18 protein-coding genes are annotated in these 17,455 nt (G+C 40.7%); 16 read left to right on the top strand and 2 right to left on the bottom strand.

Annotation, left to right across the window (positions count from 1 at the left end):
- Nucleotides 1–43 precede the first annotated feature (43 nt).
- Nucleotides 44–1,060, top strand: coding sequence for a nucleoid-associated protein YejK (gene yejK / locus PNIG_RS10465; RefSeq protein ID WP_011328492.1), 1,017 nt, complete (start codon nt 44–46; stop codon nt 1,058–1,060).
- A gap of 79 nt (nt 1,061–1,139) precedes the next feature.
- On the opposite strand, the gene rne is transcribed toward yejK, so the two are convergent.
- Nucleotides 1,140–4,355, bottom strand: a complete 3,216-nt coding sequence (rne, locus tag PNIG_RS10460) for a ribonuclease E (RefSeq protein WP_089368446.1) — start codon at nt 4,353–4,355, stop codon at nt 1,140–1,142.
- A 770-nt stretch (nt 4,356–5,125) separates the two neighbouring features.
- Here rne and rluC point away from each other — a divergent pair.
- Together rluC and PNIG_RS10445 are read left to right on the top strand one after the other, a co-directional pair.
- A complete protein-coding gene (rluC, locus tag PNIG_RS10450; RefSeq protein ID WP_011328490.1) occupies nt 5,126–6,085 on the top strand; it encodes a 23S rRNA pseudouridine(955/2504/2580) synthase RluC in 960 nt (319 codons plus the stop codon).
- The gene (locus PNIG_RS10445) at nt 6,082–6,750 is read left to right on the top strand and encodes an HAD-IA family hydrolase (RefSeq protein ID WP_244181032.1); all 669 of its coding nucleotides are present in this window, start codon (nt 6,082–6,084) and stop codon (nt 6,748–6,750) included. The genes rluC and PNIG_RS10445 overlap by 4 nt, the downstream gene beginning before the upstream one ends.
- On the opposite strand, the gene PNIG_RS10440 is transcribed toward PNIG_RS10445, so the two are convergent.
- Nucleotides 6,747–7,355, bottom strand: coding sequence for a Maf family protein (locus PNIG_RS10440; RefSeq protein WP_058373622.1), 609 nt, complete (start codon nt 7,353–7,355; stop codon nt 6,747–6,749). The genes PNIG_RS10445 and PNIG_RS10440 overlap by 4 nt on opposite strands.
- 131 nt (nt 7,356–7,486) lie before the next feature.
- On the opposite strand from PNIG_RS10440, the gene yceD reads away from it, so the two are divergent.
- From yceD to PNIG_RS10375, 13 genes are all read left to right on the top strand, one after another.
- Nucleotides 7,487–8,011 (top strand): 23S rRNA accumulation protein YceD, encoded by a 525-nt coding sequence (gene yceD, locus PNIG_RS10435; protein ID WP_011328487.1) that lies wholly within the window; start codon nt 7,487–7,489, stop codon nt 8,009–8,011.
- 9 nt (nt 8,012–8,020) lie between these two features.
- On the top strand, nt 8,021–8,191 hold the full coding sequence (gene rpmF, locus PNIG_RS10430) for a 50S ribosomal protein L32 (RefSeq protein ID WP_011328486.1): 171 nt from the start codon (nt 8,021–8,023) through the stop codon (nt 8,189–8,191).
- 11 nt (nt 8,192–8,202) lie between these two features.
- On the top strand, nt 8,203–9,240 hold the full coding sequence (gene plsX, locus PNIG_RS10425) for a phosphate acyltransferase PlsX (protein ID WP_011328485.1): 1,038 nt from the start codon (nt 8,203–8,205) through the stop codon (nt 9,238–9,240).
- A gap of 57 nt (nt 9,241–9,297) precedes the next feature.
- Nucleotides 9,298–10,224 (top strand): ACP S-malonyltransferase, encoded by a 927-nt coding sequence (fabD, locus tag PNIG_RS10420; RefSeq protein WP_089368444.1) that lies wholly within the window; start codon nt 9,298–9,300, stop codon nt 10,222–10,224.
- Nucleotides 10,225–10,235: 11 nt separating this feature from the next.
- On the top strand, nt 10,236–10,982 hold the full coding sequence (gene fabG, locus PNIG_RS10415; protein ID WP_011328483.1) for a 3-oxoacyl-ACP reductase FabG: 747 nt from the start codon (nt 10,236–10,238) through the stop codon (nt 10,980–10,982).
- A gap of 250 nt (nt 10,983–11,232) precedes the next feature.
- Nucleotides 11,233–11,469 carry an acyl carrier protein gene (gene acpP, locus PNIG_RS10410; RefSeq protein ID WP_006792304.1) on the top strand — a complete coding sequence of 79 codons (237 nt, stop codon included), beginning with the start codon at nt 11,233–11,235 and terminating at the stop codon, nt 11,467–11,469.
- Nucleotides 11,470–11,677: 208 nt separating this feature from the next.
- Nucleotides 11,678–12,916 (top strand): beta-ketoacyl-ACP synthase II, encoded by a 1,239-nt coding sequence (gene fabF / locus PNIG_RS10405; protein ID WP_011328482.1) that lies wholly within the window; start codon nt 11,678–11,680, stop codon nt 12,914–12,916.
- A 59-nt stretch (nt 12,917–12,975) separates the two neighbouring features.
- Nucleotides 12,976–13,800: an aminodeoxychorismate lyase gene (gene pabC, locus PNIG_RS10400; protein WP_089368443.1), complete on the top strand. Its 825-nt coding sequence runs from the start codon at nt 12,976–12,978 to the stop codon at nt 13,798–13,800.
- The gene (gene mltG / locus PNIG_RS10395) at nt 13,794–14,780 is read left to right on the top strand and encodes an endolytic transglycosylase MltG (RefSeq protein WP_011328480.1); all 987 of its coding nucleotides are present in this window, start codon (nt 13,794–13,796) and stop codon (nt 14,778–14,780) included. Before pabC ends, mltG begins: the two co-directional genes overlap by 7 nt.
- A gap of 6 nt (nt 14,781–14,786) precedes the next feature.
- Complete coding sequence (gene tmk / locus PNIG_RS10390; RefSeq protein WP_011328479.1) at nt 14,787–15,413, top strand: dTMP kinase; 627 nt, start codon at nt 14,787–14,789, stop codon at nt 15,411–15,413.
- A 1-nt stretch (nt 15,414) separates the two neighbouring features.
- The gene (locus PNIG_RS10385) at nt 15,415–16,329 is read left to right on the top strand and encodes a DNA polymerase III subunit (RefSeq protein WP_089368442.1); all 915 of its coding nucleotides are present in this window, start codon (nt 15,415–15,417) and stop codon (nt 16,327–16,329) included.
- A 10-nt stretch (nt 16,330–16,339) separates the two neighbouring features.
- On the top strand, nt 16,340–16,666 hold the full coding sequence (locus PNIG_RS10380) for a PilZ domain-containing protein (RefSeq protein WP_011328477.1): 327 nt from the start codon (nt 16,340–16,342) through the stop codon (nt 16,664–16,666).
- 9 nt (nt 16,667–16,675) lie between these two features.
- A complete protein-coding gene (locus PNIG_RS10375; protein ID WP_011328476.1) occupies nt 16,676–17,455 on the top strand; it encodes a TatD family hydrolase in 780 nt (259 codons plus the stop codon).

Raw genomic sequence — 17,455 nt, 5'->3', positions numbered from 1 at the left:
GTTATATTCTCACATTTTAACACCAGAGGCGTGAAAAACAAAGATGGCAACAGACGTTAAAAAACTAGTCGTTCATTATGTAGACAAAAAAGACGGCGATACTCAAATTCATTTACGTAATGATGAAATGCTAATCAACGATAAAGTAGCTGTGTTTATTGAGCAATTGCATCATGCATATAATGGTAAGCCAGGTAAAGGCTTTTGCGCTTTTAGTGGCGATAAAAATAGCGTAGTTGCATCGGCAATGCAAAGTTACCGTAACAACGAACTTGGCTTTTGGCATATGACAGATCAAGCATCGAGTGTGTTAAAAGAGGAACTTGATAAATACGCATTTAATGAAACCGGTTATTTAGTGTTTTGTCACTATCAGTATGTGGCTACAGACTACATGCTGATTGCGATGATTAATATTAAAGAGCATTACTCAATTACCTCTGAGCTAGATTTAGCATCGTCACGTCATTTAGATATTTCGCGTATGCAATTAGCGGCACGAATCGATTTAACCGCTTGGGACACCCAAGCGCAAGACAATCGTTATATTTCATTTATTAAAGGCCGCGCAGGGCGCAAAGTTGCCGATTTCTTCTTAGACTTTTTAGGCTGTGAAGAAGGTATTGATCCTAAACAACAAAGCCAAGTAATGCTCAGTGCTGTAGAGGATTACTTATCAGAGCAACAATTTGATAAATCAGAAAAAGACGATTTACGTAAACAAGTATTTGATTACTGTAATGATTGTGTAACGACAGGTGAAGATGCCAACGTAAGTGAGCTTTCGGCAACACTTACAAAAGGCGATGACAGTCCGTTTGACAGCTTTTGCAAAGAGCAAAGTTACGATTTAGAAGAGTCATTCCCCGTTGATAAAAAAACAGTGGCAAGTATGGTTAAGTTCTCCGGTTTAGGTGGCGGTGTAAGTGTGAGCTTTGAGCGTAAACACTTAGGTGAACGTGTTACTTATAATGAAGCAACCGATACCTTAGTGATCAAAGGCATTCCGCCAAACTTAAAAGATCAGTTACAACGCTTCATGGAAAAAGAACAAGACTAATGCGATTGATCTAAAGTTACAGGTACAAAAAAGCCCCGCTAGTTAATAATTAACTAGCGGGGCTTTTTAATGAGTATTGTTAATCAACACTCATTGTTTTAGTCATTGTAGAACTTGCACGACCAGCAGGTTTGATTGAACCCGCACGCAAACCACTGTCTGGCACTAGTTCACGTTTATCGTGAGCCATAGCAACAGATGTATGTTTTACTTCGCTATCAGCTACAGGGGTAGGCTGTGCCATTGGCGCACTTGCTGACCCTTGAGCTATCGCTGTTTTAACATGTGGTGCTGCAGTTACTACTGGAGTTTCAACTTTAGCTGGCTCTTCAGTTACCACTGGAGTTTCAACTTTAGCTGGCTCTTCAGTTACCACTGGAGTTTCAACTTTAGTTGGCTCTTCAGTTACCACTGGCGCTTCAACTTTAGCTGGCTCTTCAGTTACCACTGGCGCTTCAACTTTAGTTGGCTCTTCAGTAACTACTGGGGTTTCAACTTTAGCTGGCTCTTCAGTTACTAATGGAGTTTCAACTTTAGCTGGTTCTTCAGTAACTACTGGGGTTTCAACTTTAGCTGGCTCTTCAGCTGCTACTGGCGTTTCAACTTTAGCTGGCTCTTCAGCGGCTACTGGAGTTTCAACCTTAGCTGGCTCTTCAGTTACAACTGGAGTTTCAACTTTAGCTGGCTCTTCAGTTTGTACTGGCTCTTCTACAGCTTCAACTTTGGCTAAGTCTTCAACCGCAACGGCTTGTTCAACTTGTTGCGCTGCATCCGCAGGTGTAGCTGCAGATTTAGCTTTAAGCTCTGCTTCATACTCTGCAGCAGCTTGGTCGGCAACAGGAACAAATGCCGGTGCTTCATCTGACTTAGCTTCATTGCCTTCACCTTCAGGGCGACGACGACGCTGACCTGATGCACGAAGATGACGAGGTGAGCGACGTGAACGTGTACGAGTTTGCTCTTGCTCGTCTTCGGTTGTAGGTGTTTCATCGTTAGAATCAACATCTTCAACTTTTTCTTCTTTAATATGAGCTGTTTTTTCTGCCGCTGTTTGAGTTTGCTTTTCTACAACAGGTGCTTGCTCTTGGGCTACTGGTGTTTCTTTTTCTGTAGCTTGTACAGGTGTTTCATCTGTTGTTTGTACCTGCTCAGCATTTTCATCTTGCAGGCGTACTTTTTTACGCAAATTACGACGCTGGCGACGAACCTTTGGTTTTTGATCCTTTGGCTCTTCGGCTTGAACTGGCTTAGTTTCAGCTTCTGCTTTTGCAGGTGCATCAACTTTTACTGCATCTTTCTCTTCAGTGCGTGGCTCTGGGCGCTTACGTGAATTAGGATTGCGACGACGCTTATTGCGATTCTCGCCTCTCTCTTGGTTCTCGTTAGTTTGCGTTGCTGCTTCAGGTGTTGATACAGAGTTAGTTTTAACCTCTTCATCCGCAGTACGCTCAGTGCGTGGCTTAGAACGAGGGTTATTACGGCGACGCTGATTGTTGTTATTACGGCGACGATTATCGTTATTACGCGTATTATCGCGCGTTTCTTGTTGCTGTTTTTGTGTTTCTTCTTTTTTCACTTCAACGGTTTCGCTGGCGAATAAAGATTTAAACCACTTACCAATTGCATCCAGTAAACCGCTTTGCGCTTTAGTTTCAGCAGGGGCAACAACGTTAGCAGGAGCCGCTTGTGGAGCTGGTGCTGCAGGCATTACAACGCCTTTTAACATTGGCTCTTCACGTACTGGTGCTACAGGCGACTTAGACATTTCAAATGCTTCAGGCTCTGGAGCAACAATTTGTCCATAGCTTACTGTTTCAATCGTTTCGTCTTTACGTAAGCGCATTACTTCGTAGTGTGGTGTTTCCATGTGTTGATTAGGAATGATCACTATGTCGCACTTATGTTGTTTTTCCATGCGATGAACACTACGGCGCTGTTCATTTAATAAATAAGCGGCAACAGCAACAGGCACTTGAGCATTAACTTGTGCAGTGTTGTCTTTAATTGCTTCTTCTTCAATTAAACGCAAAATAGACAGTGCAATTGATTCGTTAGAACGAATCGTACCTTGACCACTACAACGTGGACATGGGCCTTGGCTTGCTTCACCTAATGAAGGGCGCAGACGCTGACGCGACATTTCGAGTAAACCAAAACGTGAAATTTTACCAATTTGCACACGAGCACGATCAGGACGAACAGCGTCTTTTAGACGGTTTTCTACTTCACGCTGATGGCGTGGTGGTGTCATATCGATAAAATCGATAACAATTAAGCCACCTAAGTCGCGAAGACGTAATTGACGTGCAATTTCATCTGCTGCTTCTAAGTTAGTATTAAGTGCTGTTTCTTCAATATCGCCGCCTTTTGTTGCTTTAGACGAGTTAATATCGATAGAGGTTAATGCTTCTGTAGGATCAATTACAATTGAACCACCTGAAGGCAAGCGTACTTCACGCTGGAACGCAGACTCAATTTGGCTTTCAATTTGGTAATGCGTAAATAATGGCGTATCACCTTGATAAAGCTTAACACGGCTCATAAAGTCAGGGCGAAAACGTTCAATATGCGCTTTAGCTTCTTCAAAAACACGTGGTTTATCAATTAATATTTCGCCAATATCACGACGTAAATAGTCGCGAATTGCACGAAATATTACATTGCTTTCTTGGTGTATTAAAAACGGCGCTTTAGCACTGTCGGCTGCAACACCAATTGCTTCCCAATGAACAAGTAAGGCTTTTAAATCGTAGTTTAATTCTTCAAACGATTTGCCAACACCAGCAGTACGAACAATTAAGCCCATACCTTTAGGAAGTTCTAAACGACTAAGTGACTCTTTTAGTTCAGTACGCTCATCACCTTCAATGCGACGAGATATACCGCCAGCACGAGGATTATTAGGCATTAAAACTAAGTAGCTACCGGCAACGCTGATAAAGGTAGTAAGTGCTGCGCCTTTTTGGCCACGCTCTTCTTTATCAACTTGTACTATAACTTCTTGACCTTCTTTGATCACGTCACGAATATTCGGACGGCCATGGAAAGTATACCCAGCTGGGAAGTAAGTACGGGCAATTTCTTTTAAAGGAAGGAAACCATGACGATCAGCACCGTATTCAACAAATGCTGCTTCAAGAGATGGTTCAATGCGAGTGATTTTGCCTTTATAAATATTGGCTTTTTTCTGTTCGTGACCTGGGCTTTCTATATCTAAATCATATAGGCGCTGGCCGTCAACCAGTGCTACGCGCATTTCTTCTTGCTGCGTTGCATTGATTAGCATACGTTTCATATTGTTACTCTACTAGTTTGTGTCGCTGACATGACGCTGTTTTCACGTCTGTTCAGTTATTCCTATTTTTAGAATGTGCAGCCTCACGACTGGGTCTTTAATGGAACGGCTCTGTTTTTTTGCGTACGCAGTATTTTTAAATGCAGGCAAACAATAGTGTATTTATTACTATTAAATTCATAGCAGGGCTAAAACTGTCGGCTTTTCAGCTACGTTACACGTTTTACCCAGAAGTTGGCCTGTCATACTAATCTTATTAAATGCCGTTCATATTTAGGCGCATAGGGCTCGTTAAGTAAGTGAGTAATACAATGTGATGTACTACTAAAATCCATTTTTGTGAGCAAAAATCGCTGCCAATGTTAATGACGACTTATTTATTAGATTTTTTAGTTCTAAATAAGCTGCTGTACGGTACTACAATTGAGCAAGTGCTGAACGACGTTTTTACGTCGTCACTATCAGACAAATTATCTGTTCATTGCTTTTTCAATCGCATTAAAAATCAATTCATGTTCAAACTTAACTGGCAATATATTACGCGCATTGCCGCTAATTGATCGCACGTGTTGACTGGGTATGTATAAAAGCTTTGGAAAACTTAACTCGGATCTGTATGATCAATTACCCAGAATGTGCATCACGAATGTATTACTGCGTTAAAAAGCACCGTTGTTATTTGCAAATACTAAATATTTGCGCTGCTGATTATCCCACTATTATAACTGTGTTAGCAACTAAATTATTTTTCTTAAATTAGTGATTAGGCAATGTCAGAAAAAAACGACTTACAAGTAACTTATGTCACGATCAACGAAGACCATTTAGGTCAACGAATTGATAACTTTCTTATTACCCATTTAAAAGGGGTGCCTAAAAGCGCAATTTATAAACTTTTGCGTAAAGGTGAGGTGCGCGTTAATAAAAAACGCATTAAGCCGGTATATAAACTGCAGCTAGAAGATGTTCTTCGTATTGCGCCAATTAGGGTGGCAGAACGAGAAGAGTTTGTGCCTTCAAAACTTGATAAAGTAACACGCCTTGAAAATGATATTATATTTGAAGATAAATACCTGATTGTTATTAATAAACCATCGGGTATGGCGGTACATGGTGGTAGTGGCTTAAGTTATGGTTTAATTGAAGCGCTGCGAGTATTACGCCCAGAAGAGCGCAGTTTAGAGCTTGTGCATAGACTAGATCGCGATACGTCGGGGTGTTTATTAATTGCTAAGCGCCGTTCAGTACTGACTGCTTTACATGAGCAGTTACGTGAAAAAACCATGGAAAAAAACTATTGGGCGCTAGTTGATGGCCAATGGGACTCTAAAACTAAAAATGTTACCGAAGGGCTGCGTAAAAATACGCTTAAGTCTGGGGAGCGCGTAGTGCGTGTAGATAACACTGAAGGTAAACCCTCACATACCCGCTTTAAAGTGCTTGAGCGCTTTAACGAGTGCTCGTTAGTGCAGGCGTCACCGGTTACCGGGCGTACTCACCAAATACGTGTGCATACACAATGCAAAGGGCATCCCATTGCGTGTGATGATAAATATGGCGATGAAGAGTTTGATAATTCGATGCGTAAAACAGGGTTAAATCGTTTGTTTTTACATGCTCATGACTTAACTTTTTATCATCCTAAAAACGAAACAACCATGCGCGTAGAAGCACCGCTTGATAAAGCACTGGCTAATTGCCTAGTTAAATTGCGTGCTAATAAAACGTGATAGCAGTCAGTTCGCTCAAAAAGTACAAGCTGGTTATTTTTGATTGGGACGGCACAGTAATGGATTCAATAACTAAAATAGTTAATTGTATTTGCAGCAGTGCCGTTGCGTTAAATATAGAACCGCCAAGCAATGAAGCAACAAAAAGCATTATTGGTTTGTCGCTTGATAAAGCCATTGCGGTATTATTTCCGCTGCATAGAGCGCAGCATCAAGCGTTAATTAGTGGATATAAGCAGCATTACCAAACAGATACTACGGCTACACCATTATTTGCCGATGTAGAAAAAGTGCTATTAGCACTACAGCACAGTGGCATTATTTTAGCCGTGGCAACAGGTAAAGGGCGCGCAGGACTCGATCGTTTATTACACCAAAGTGAGTTAGGGCATTATTTTAGTGCAACGCGTAGTAGTGATGACGCAAGCTCTAAGCCATCGCCGGATATGTTGTTTCAATTATTAGCAGAGCTTGGCATAAGCGCCGATGAAGCGGTTATGATTGGCGATACAAAAATTGATATGGCAATGGCGCAAGCCGCGGGTATGGATAGCATAGGTGTCACTATGGGTGTACATAACGCAAAGCAACTTAGCGAGTTTAACCCGATTGCAACTGTTGATAGTTATCAGCAGTTGCAACAGTTATTGCTGCCTGAGCATTAACTAAGGGGGGTATTTGATTGCGCACTTAGCACATCAAGGCCAAACTCAGCTAATAATTGGCTGAGTTTGATCAGTGGTAAACCAATTAAACTGTTGGGATCGTCTCCAGTTAATTTTTCAAATAAACAAATTCCTAGGCCTTCACTTTTAAAACTGCCTGCGCAATTATAGGGCTGCTCAGCATCGCAATAAGCACTTATTTGCGCATCAGTGAGTGTTTTGAAAGTAACATTAAATGGTTCAATGCAGGTTTTACTCTCCCCAGATGTAAGATCGTAAACGCACAGGCCAGTTAAAAATGTTACACTATGGCCGCTAAAAAGGGATAACTGTTTTACGGCATTGTGTTTATTATGAGGTTTACCTAAAATTTGCTCATTAAATACAGCAACCTGATCTGAGCCAATCACTAAGCCTTTACTAAAGTGTTTACTAGCTGCGCGGGCTTTTAATTCACTTAAACGCTTAACTAGTTGTGCAGGGGTTTCATTGTTTAATGCTGACTCGTCAACATTCGGTGAAAATGTATCGAATGGTAGATTGAATTTTTGTAATAAAGACTGCCTAAAGGGTGAGCTTGAGGCTAATATAAGTGGGTACTTCATAGATTGTTTTCCTAACCAAAATCAGATTGAGTTAGGATAAATCAGATCCGTGAGTAAAACACGTGAAAAACCACGTAAATATGGTTTTTTACTTTGACTAACCAACTAACTATCTATATGATGCAGCCCCTATGCAAAAGGTGAAAATTCCCATCACTCTTCATCCAGGCAAAGCAGCGCAACACCGTTTAAAGTATGACGGCATTGTACCGCTTGAGAAACTAACTCGTTTACGAGAAGTTGTGCAGGAAGAAGTAGGTGAAATAGCGGTAAAAATTCATTGCAAAAACGACGACCAAGGTTTTGTTGTGATTAGAGGCAATTTGTCCACACACGTAACTGTCACTTGTCAACGTTGTAATGGTGATTTAGGGTTGGATTTGGTGCAAGATTTTGTTTATTCACCAGTTGGTGATGAAACAGAATCAGACATTTTTCCAGAAGACTACGATGAAGTAGCGCTTGATGAAAATGGTGAAATTAACGTTTTTAATTTAATTGAAGACGAATTAATTTTAGCAGTTCCATTGGTCTCTACCCACAACGAAGCTTCATGCAGTTATTCAGCAAAGCCTGCCAGCTTTGGTGTTTTAAAGGCGGAAGATGAGAAACCTAATCCATTTGATATTTTGAAACAACTTAAGAAAGATTCTTAGGAGAAGACTATGGCTGTACAAAAAAGCAAAAAGTCTCGTGCAAGACGCGGCATGCGCCGTTCACACGATGCGATTAGTGGTCCAAGCTTAACTGTAGATCAAACATCTGGTGAGACTCATCGTCGCCACCATGTGACTGCAGATGGTTACTACAAAGGCGTTCAAGTAATTTCTAAATAAGAGATTTCTTTATGCTGAATAATCTAACCATAGCGTTAGATATGATGGGGGGCGATTACGGCCCCCGTTCATCTATCCCCGCTGCCGTTAACGCGGTAAATGCTCATGCTAATTTAACGCTAATTTTATGCGGAAATGAGCAAGTCATATCAAAACAACTCGAATCACTCGATTCACTAGCACACCCTCGACTTATTATTCGCCACTGTAGCGAAGTTGTTACAAATGCATGTAAGCCCGGTGTTGCTGTACGCTCCAAAAAAGATTCATCTATGCGCGTTGCCCTTAACTTAGTTAAATCGGGCGAGGCTCAAGCATGCGTAAGTTCAGGTAATACTGGCGCGTTATTCTTTATGGCACATTACGTGTTAAAAATGCTTCCTGGTGTAAAACGTCCAGCACTTATTTCTGCGGTACCTACAGAGCGAAAAAACCCTGTTTATTTACTCGATCTGGGTGCTAACGTACATTGCGATGCGCAAACCTTATATCAATTTGGCATTATGGGGTCGGTAGTCGCAGGGCAAGCACTTGGCTGCGATAATCCCAAAGTAAGTTTATTAAATATTGGCTCTGAAGATATCAAAGGCCATGAAGATATTAAGCAAGCTGCACAATTAATGCAGCAAAGCCCTTTAATCAACTATATTGGTTACAGTGAAGGTAGCGATATATTTACCGGAAAAGCCGATGTTATTGTATGCGAAGGCTTTGTGGGTAATGTGGCGCTTAAAACCTGTGAAGGGATTGCAAAACTTATAATGAATAAGTTTACCGCCGCGCTTGAAAAGCACCTCGTATATAAATGCATGGCGTTTATGCTGAGCCCAATAATAAAAAAACTCTATAAAAGGGTGAACCCCGACCAGTATAACGGTGCAAGTCTGGTAGGATTGCGCGGTATTGTGGTTAAAAGCCATGGAAATGCCTCAGCTAAAGCATTTCAAGCAGCAATTGATGAAGCGGTAAAGGAGGTTGAACGCCAACTTCCTGACAAAATAGCCGCAATTTTTGAAAAAATACATTCTAAAGACACGGTGAACGAGTAGTAATTGAGTTGCCGTGTTTATAACATTATTTATTTGTTTAATTAAAAAGAGCAAAATATGGCACAACAAATTGCAATTCTATTTCCAGGTCAAGGCTCACAAAGTGTTGGCATGTTAACTGAGTTACTCCAAAGCTCAGACATTGTTAAAGCAACTTTTAGCGAAGCGTCAGCGGCGTTAGGATATGACCTAGCAGAACTGGTTCTTAATGGCCCAGAAGAAAAACTAAATCAAACTCACCGCACTCAACCTGCATTATTAACAGCCAGTGTTGCTATTTACCGTGACTGGTTAGCAGCTAACCCAGATGCAGATGTTGTTATGGCTGGACACAGCTTAGGTGAGTACTCAGCATTAGTATGTAGCGAAGTAATAAGCTTGAGTGAAGCGGTAAAGCTAGTAGAGAACCGTGGTTTATATATGCAAGAAGCCGTACCTGCAGGTGTGGGTTCAATGGCTGCTATTATTGGCTTAGGCGACGATGAAACCAAAGCGGCTTGCGCCGCTGCAGCGCAGGGTGAAGTGGTTTCTCCGGTAAATTATAATTCTCCTGGGCAAGTTGTTATTGCAGGCCATAAAGCGGCTGTAGATCGCGCTTCTCAAGCGTGTAAAGATGCAGGTGCAAAACGTGCATTGCCACTTGCTGTTAGCGTACCATCGCATTGTGAGCTAATGAAGCCGGCCGCTGAAAAGCTAGCTATTGATTTAGCTGCGTTAACATTTAACACGCCTAAATGCGCTGTTATTAATAATGTTGATGTAAAAGCTGAAACGTCAGCTGATGCAATTAAAGACGCATTAGTACGCCAGTTATACAGCCCAGTACGCTGGACTGAAACAGTACAAGCATTAGTCGCACAAGGTGTAACGCAAAGCTACGAATTTGGCCCAGGCAAAGTATTAACTGGCCTTGCAAAACGAATTGATAAAGCAATGATCTGTGGTTCAGTTAACGACTGTGCCTCAATTGATGCTGCAAAATAAGAGTATAAAATATGACTAATTTATTTTCATTAGCGGGCAAAGTTGTCCTGATCACGGGCGCTAGCCGTGGTATTGGTAAAGCCATTGCAACTACTTTAGTTGCCCAAGGCGCAAAAGTAGCGGGTACGGCAACCAGTGAGTCGGGCGCTGCTAAAATTAGCGAGTATTTAGGTGAAAGCGGTAAAGGCTATGCGTTAAACGTAACTGATCCTGCATCTATTGAGGCGACATTGGCGGCGATTAAAGCTGATTTTGGCGATGTTGACGTATTGGTAAATAATGCCGGCATCACTCGCGATAATTTATTAATGCGCATGAAAGAAAGTGAGTGGGATGATATTATCGACACTAACTTAAGTTCTATATTCCGTTTATCTAAGGCGGTATTACGCCCAATGATGAAGAAAAAGAACGGTCGTATTATCAATATTGGCTCAGTAGTGGGCACTATGGGTAATGCTGGGCAAGCTAACTATGCAGCGGCTAAAGCCGGTGTTATTGGCTTTTCTAAGTCACTAGCACGCGAAGTAGCGTCGCGTGGTATTACGGTAAACGTAGTTGCGCCTGGTTTTATTCAAACCGATATGACTGATGGTCTTACGGATGAGCAAAAAGCAGCCACACTGGCAAATGTACCAGCAGGGCGTTTAGGGCAACCAGATGAAATTGCTGCTGCTGTATGTTACCTAGCGTCAGATGCGGCTGCGTATGTATCGGGTGAAACTTTGCATGTAAATGGTGCGATGTACATGGTTTAATAGCCTATGTGCAAAGAAAGTAATTAAATATAAGTAATTAAATTGCCAAAAAAGATTGAATTATTGGCAATCTTGCTTTAAACATACTTGAAATCGTGGTTAAAATAAGCGATAAAAGACGAAACGTACACTCAAGAGGTTTGACCAGACAATTATTTATGGTCAAAAGATTGAATCAGAGAATTATGCGACGTAAACTACGCCGCAATCTGAAAATAACGCATTGGCGTTTTTAATAAAGGAAAGAAGAATGAGCGATATCCAAGAACGCGTAAAGAAAATTATCATCGAACAACTAGGTGTTAAAGAAGAAGAAGTGAAGAATGAATCTTCTTTCGTAGATGACTTAGGTGCAGATTCTCTTGATACAGTTGAATTAGTAATGGCTCTTGAAGAAGAGTTTGATACTGAGATCCCTGATGAAGAAGCTGAAAAAATCACTACAGTACAATCTGCTATCGATTACGTTACAGCTCACGCTGAGTAATTAATCGCATATTAAGGGCAGCATTCGCTGCCCTTAATCTCTATATCCAAACCACTTCAAAGTATATGATTCAAAGCAAAGCTAAACATCAATCTAATTTACACTGATTTTATTGGTATTATGCGTTTTAAATCTAATTTGAGACGAGTACTTTGAAGTTGCTTGGGTATTATTATCCCCTTATAAAACACCTTATTGGAGGCAAACCGTGGCTAAACGTCGAGTTGTCGTAACTGGCTTAGGAATGTTGACGCCGCTAGGTAATGATGTGCAATCAACCTGGCAGGGCTTATTAGATGGCAAAAGTGGTATTCAAACTATCACACACTTTGATACATCAAAATTTGGTACGCATTTCGCGGGTCTAATCAATGATTTTGATGCATCGGCTTATATGCCAGCAAAAGATGCTAAAAAAATGGATTTATTTATTCAATACGGCATTGCCGCGGGGATCCAAGCATTTAAAGATTCAGGCCTTGAAGTAACTGAACAAAACGCGACGCGTATTGGCGTAGCAGTGGGTTCAGGTATTGGTGGTTTAACGCTTATTGAAGAAAACCATATAAAACTACTTAATAGTGGACCGCGTAAGTTATCCCCATTTTATGTACCTTCTACCATTATTAATATGATTTCTGGTCATTTATCAATAATGAATGGACTACGTGGCCCTAATATTTCTATTGTTACAGCCTGTACTACGGGTTTGCATAATATTGGCCATGCTGCTCGTATGATAGCGTATGGCGATGCAGATGCTATGGTAGCTGGCGGTGCTGAAAAAGCCTGTACACCAATTGGTATGGGGGGCTTTAATGCTGCTCGTGCACTTTCAACACGCAACGATGATCCACAAGCGGCTTCGCGTCCTTGGGATAAAGACCGCGATGGTTTTGTATTATCAGATGGTGCGGGTGTTGTGGTTGTTGAAGAATACGAACACGCAAAAGCACGTGGTGCAAAAATTTACGCAGAACTAGTTGGTTTTGGTATGAGTGGTGATGCATTTCATATGACTTCACCACCAGAAGATGGTGCAGGCGCAGCATTAGCGATGGAAAATGCGCTAAACGATGCGCAAGTAAATGCGGACCAAATTGGTTACATTAACGCACATGGTACATCGACTCATGCAGGCGACAAAGCAGAAACCTCGGCCGTTAAAAGTGTTTTTGGCAGTGCAGCAAAAGACGTAATGGTGAGTTCATCTAAATCTATGATGGGTCACTTATTAGGTGCTGCTGGTTCGGTTGAGTCGATTATTTCAATATTGTCGTTAACCGATCAAAAAGTTACCCCAACAATTAATCTTGATAACCCAGATGAAGGGTGCGATTTAGACTATGTACCGCACACTGCCCGAGATGCAAAATTAGAGTTTGCACTATGTAACTCGTTTGGCTTTGGTGGTACTAATGGCTCGTTACTGTTTAAAAAGGTATAATCTTTTTTAACAACAGACCAGACTATAAGAGCTCAGTTGTTTAACTGGGCTTTTTTTATATGCAAAAAACACAAAAAAACACACAAACTATTATTACAACAGTTAAAAACAGCACTATAAGCGCGTACGATCGTGGCTTAAATTATGGTGATGGCTTTTTTACAACTGCAAAAGTAGTAAATGGGCAAGTAGAGCATTGGTCACATCATAAAGCACGTTTAATTGAATGTGCTGCACGACTTGGTTTTCCATTAGTAGATATTGCTGAACTTGAAGCTCACATAGCTAAAAGTATAGCGGAGCATACGTTGTGTGTGCTTAAAATTGTAATAACGCGAGGCGAAGGAGGGCGCGGTTATGGTTTGCCGCAAACCTGTAATGTAACCGTGTTATTGAGTGTTTTAGAGTATCCTCAAAATTACAGCAGACTGGCAAATGAGGGTATAAGCCTTAACATCAGCCCCATTAAACTAGCCGCACAACCCTTGCTTGCAGGGCTCAAAACACTAAACCGCCTTGAACAAGTATTAATAAAAAAAGCGCTGCAAACGCAACCTTGTGATGATGTGCTTGTACTTGATTATAACAACAATGTGATAGAAGCCTCTGCAGCAAATATTATTGCTATTAAGCAAAATAAATTATTTACCCCAAGCCTTAATGAGTGCGGGATAAAGGGGGTTTATCTACAATCATTATGTGATAAATTAGCCGTTGATTTTAAGTGCGTAAGTATTGCAGACTTGCTTGAAGCAGATGCGGTTTTTATCTGTAATAGCTTAATGGGCGTAGTGCCTATTAATCGTCTTGAGCAGCGTAGCTTTGATATTGTGCATAGCCAGTTATTATTAAATAAATTATTAGCCAAGGAGGCTAAGTGTTAAAAGTTACTTTATCGGTATTATTATTAGCTATAATTACCAGTGTTTTTGGTTATCAGCAATTACAAGCAACGCTCCATAGCCCATTAAAAGTAGCGAATAACACCCAATTTGAAGTGAAAAAAGGTACTGGCTTTAATCAGTTATGTAAGCAATGGCAAGCCAATAACTGGGTAGAAAACTGCTGGCGTTACCAATTACTTGCTAAACTAGACCCAACACTCACAGATTTAAAAACGGGGCTTTACGCACTTAATAGTGATAGTGTTATTAGCAATATAAAAAAAATAAATAATGGCCAACAAGTTAGCTTTAGTTTTACAATTATTGAAGGCCAAGCGCTGCGCGAAGTATTAGCCGCTATTAAAAATGCCAATAACTTAAAAAATGATTTAAAAGAGCAGCAACTAAGTCAGCAAATACTTGGCAGTGATATGCACTTAGAAGGCTGGTTATTTCCCGAAACCTATCACTATCATAATAACGACACAATTAGCAGTGTGCTAAAACGCGCCGCCCAAAAAATGCAGCAAACCCTTGATACTGCTTGGCAGCAGCGTGCACAAAATTTACCCTATAAAACAGCGTACGAAGCACTGATAATGGCCTCCATTATTGAAAAAGAAACGGGCCTTGCCAGTGAGCGGCCATTAATCGCCTCTGCATTTGTAAACAGACTAAATACTAATATGCGTCTACAAACAGATCCAACCGTAATTTACGGCATTGGGGAGAGCTTTGACGGCGATATTAAACGCAAAGACTTGCGTAACTACACGCCCTATAACACCTATCGTATTAATGGCCTGCCGCCAACACCCATTGCCATGCCATCAAAGGCAGCTATTTTAGCCGCGGTTAATCCACCCACAACTGAGTATGTTTACTTTGTTTCAAAAGGTGATGGCAGTCATCAATTTTCAACCACATTGAAGCAACACAATGCGGCAGTTAAAACGTATATATTAAACAAAAAGAACTAATTTTTTATGAAACCTAAATTTATAGTAATCGAAGGGTTAGAAGGGGCCGGTAAATCTACCGCTATTGCTTTGTGCCAGTCGTTTTTAAACAGCAAAAAAATTGATTTTATTAATGTGCGTGAACCCGGTGGTACGCCGCTTGCTGAGTCGTTACGTACATTAGTAAAAGCACAACATGACGAAGAAATAGCGTTCGAAACTGAGTTATTAATTATGTACGCTGCACGCTCGCAGCTAATGCATAATGTTATTAACCCAGCACTTGAGCAAGGGCAATGGGTACTTGCCGATCGTCATGACTTGTCATCGCAGGCGTATCAGGGTGGTGGGCGTGGTATTAGTGCTAATACACTTGCATCACTTTCTTCCATGGTATTAAAAGGGCTAAAACCCGATTTAACCATTTACTTAGATATTGATCCGGTTATTGGCCTTGAACGCGCTAAAGGTCGAGGCGAATTAGACAGAATAGAACAAGAAGCGATTGAGTTTTTTCAGCGTACACGGATGCGTTACTTAGAACTTGCTAATGACGACAACTCCATTAAAACTGTTGACGCAAACCAAAGCATTGAGCACGTACATCGTGATATAACGAATGTATTACGCACATTTTTTGCAGAGCAAAAATAATATGAGACTGCCTTGGCTACACGATATAGAGCAACGCTTAACACAAAGTTTTAAAGCACAGCGCTTTCATCATGCGCAGTTGTTTAGTGGTCCTATTGGTGTTGGCAAGTTTGCTTTTGCAAGCCAGTTAGCCAATGCATTGTTGTGCAACAATATAGCCGAGCAAGTTGCGGCAAAAAAAAGTGTATTATCAGCTTGTGGACAGTGTAAAAGTTGTTTATTAATAAAGGCAGGTACTCACCCTGATAAGCGCTTAACGCAAGTTGATGGGCAGAGTATTGGCGTAGACGATATACGTGGTATTAGTGATTTTATGCATCATTCGGCAGCGCAAAATGGTAATAAAGTCGCTATTATCGAAAACTGCGAAAAAATGACTACCGCTGCTGCAAATGCGTTATTAAAAACGCTAGAAGAGCCAAGTCAAAGCCGGTTTTTAATTCTCACATCCAGTCAAGCTACACAATTGCCAGCCACTGTTTTAAGTCGCTGTGCAAAAACGGATGTAAAAGTAACAAACTTAGCACTTGCTCAGCAATGGTTAGAATCGCTAGAAATAACTAATTACACCTGGTTGCCGCTGTTTTACAGCCAACCACTGCAAGTTAAATACTGGCAAGAGCAAAATCAGCTACAAAATATAAATACACTTTATAAATTTGCAACTGAGTTTAAACAAAGTCATAATTTTACAGAGTTAGTAGCAATAATAAATAAACAGCCTGAGCTTATTCGTATATTTACGTTGTTTTTAAGCGAGCAATTAAAACAACAGCTTATGCAAGGCATGAGCTTTGACGCTTATCAAAATGTGCAACATGCTCTAAACGAGTTTTTACAAAACAATACCAAAATACTCGGGCTAAATTTACCGCTAGCAGTATCGAGATTAGCGTCCGTACTGCGAAATAATTAAAGGACTGAGCATGCAAGAGCTATTAGTAGATATAGACGATTTAGATGAATTATATTGCTGTTATATGCCTTATTTAAAAAAAGGGGGCTTATTTGTACGCACTAATATGCGTTACGAAGTAGGGCATTCACTCGCTTTACGAGTTACCCTTCCAGATGCGTTAGAGGATGACGTTGTGACCGGGAAAGTGTCGTGGATCACACCACAAGGAGCGCAAAGCTCTAACCCGCCTGGCATAGGTATTAGTTTTTTAGATGATAAAACAAACCTAAACGCCAAGATCGAAAAACTACTGGGGACTATGTTAAACTCCGGTAATCCAACTTATACCATGTAAAGTAGTACCATGATTGTAGATTCTCATTGCCATTTAGACCGCCTTGATTTTGATAAGCTCGATTTAAACCTTGACCAAGTGCTTGATAAAGCGCGTGCAAAAAAGGTTGAACACTTTTTATGTGTAAGCGTAACACTTGATCAATTCCCGAATATGCTTGATAAAATTAAGCATTATGATGATGTGTCAGCTTCGTGTGGCGTACATCCACTTGATCAAAAAGATGCGCTTAATAAGCAACAATTAATCGATTTAGCGTCGCACGATAAAGTCGTCGCCATTGGTGAAACAGGACTTGATTACTACTACGCAAAAGACACGCATGCCGTACAACAGGCAAGCTTTGTAGGTCATATAGAAGTAGCAAATCAACTACAAAAGCCATTAATTATTCATACTCGTGACGCTCGTAGCGATACCATTAATTTAATGAAACAGCATAACGCCGAAAATTGTGGTGGTGTACTACATTGTTTTACTGAAGATTGGGATATGGCTAAAAAAGCCATTGATATGGGCTTTTATATTTCGATTTCGGGCATTGTTACCTTCAAAAATGCCGTAGAGTTAAAAGAAGTGGTAAAACAAATACCGCTCGATCGCTTGTTAATAGAAACCGACTCTCCATATTTAGCACCAGTACCGTATCGCGGAAAAACTAATCAGCCAGCATATGTAGAAGATGTGGCTTATTACATTAGTGAATTAAAGGGAATTAGCTTTAACGAGCTGGCAAAAGCGACTACAGAGAACTTTTACTCTTTATTTAAATTAGCAGCCAAAGGCTAA

Origin of the sequence: Pseudoalteromonas nigrifaciens (assembly GCF_002221505.1) — a bacterium.
In the GTDB taxonomy this organism is placed as follows: Bacteria; Pseudomonadota; Gammaproteobacteria; order Enterobacterales; family Alteromonadaceae; genus Pseudoalteromonas; species Pseudoalteromonas nigrifaciens.
This window is presented reverse-complemented; position numbering and strand designations above follow the sequence as displayed.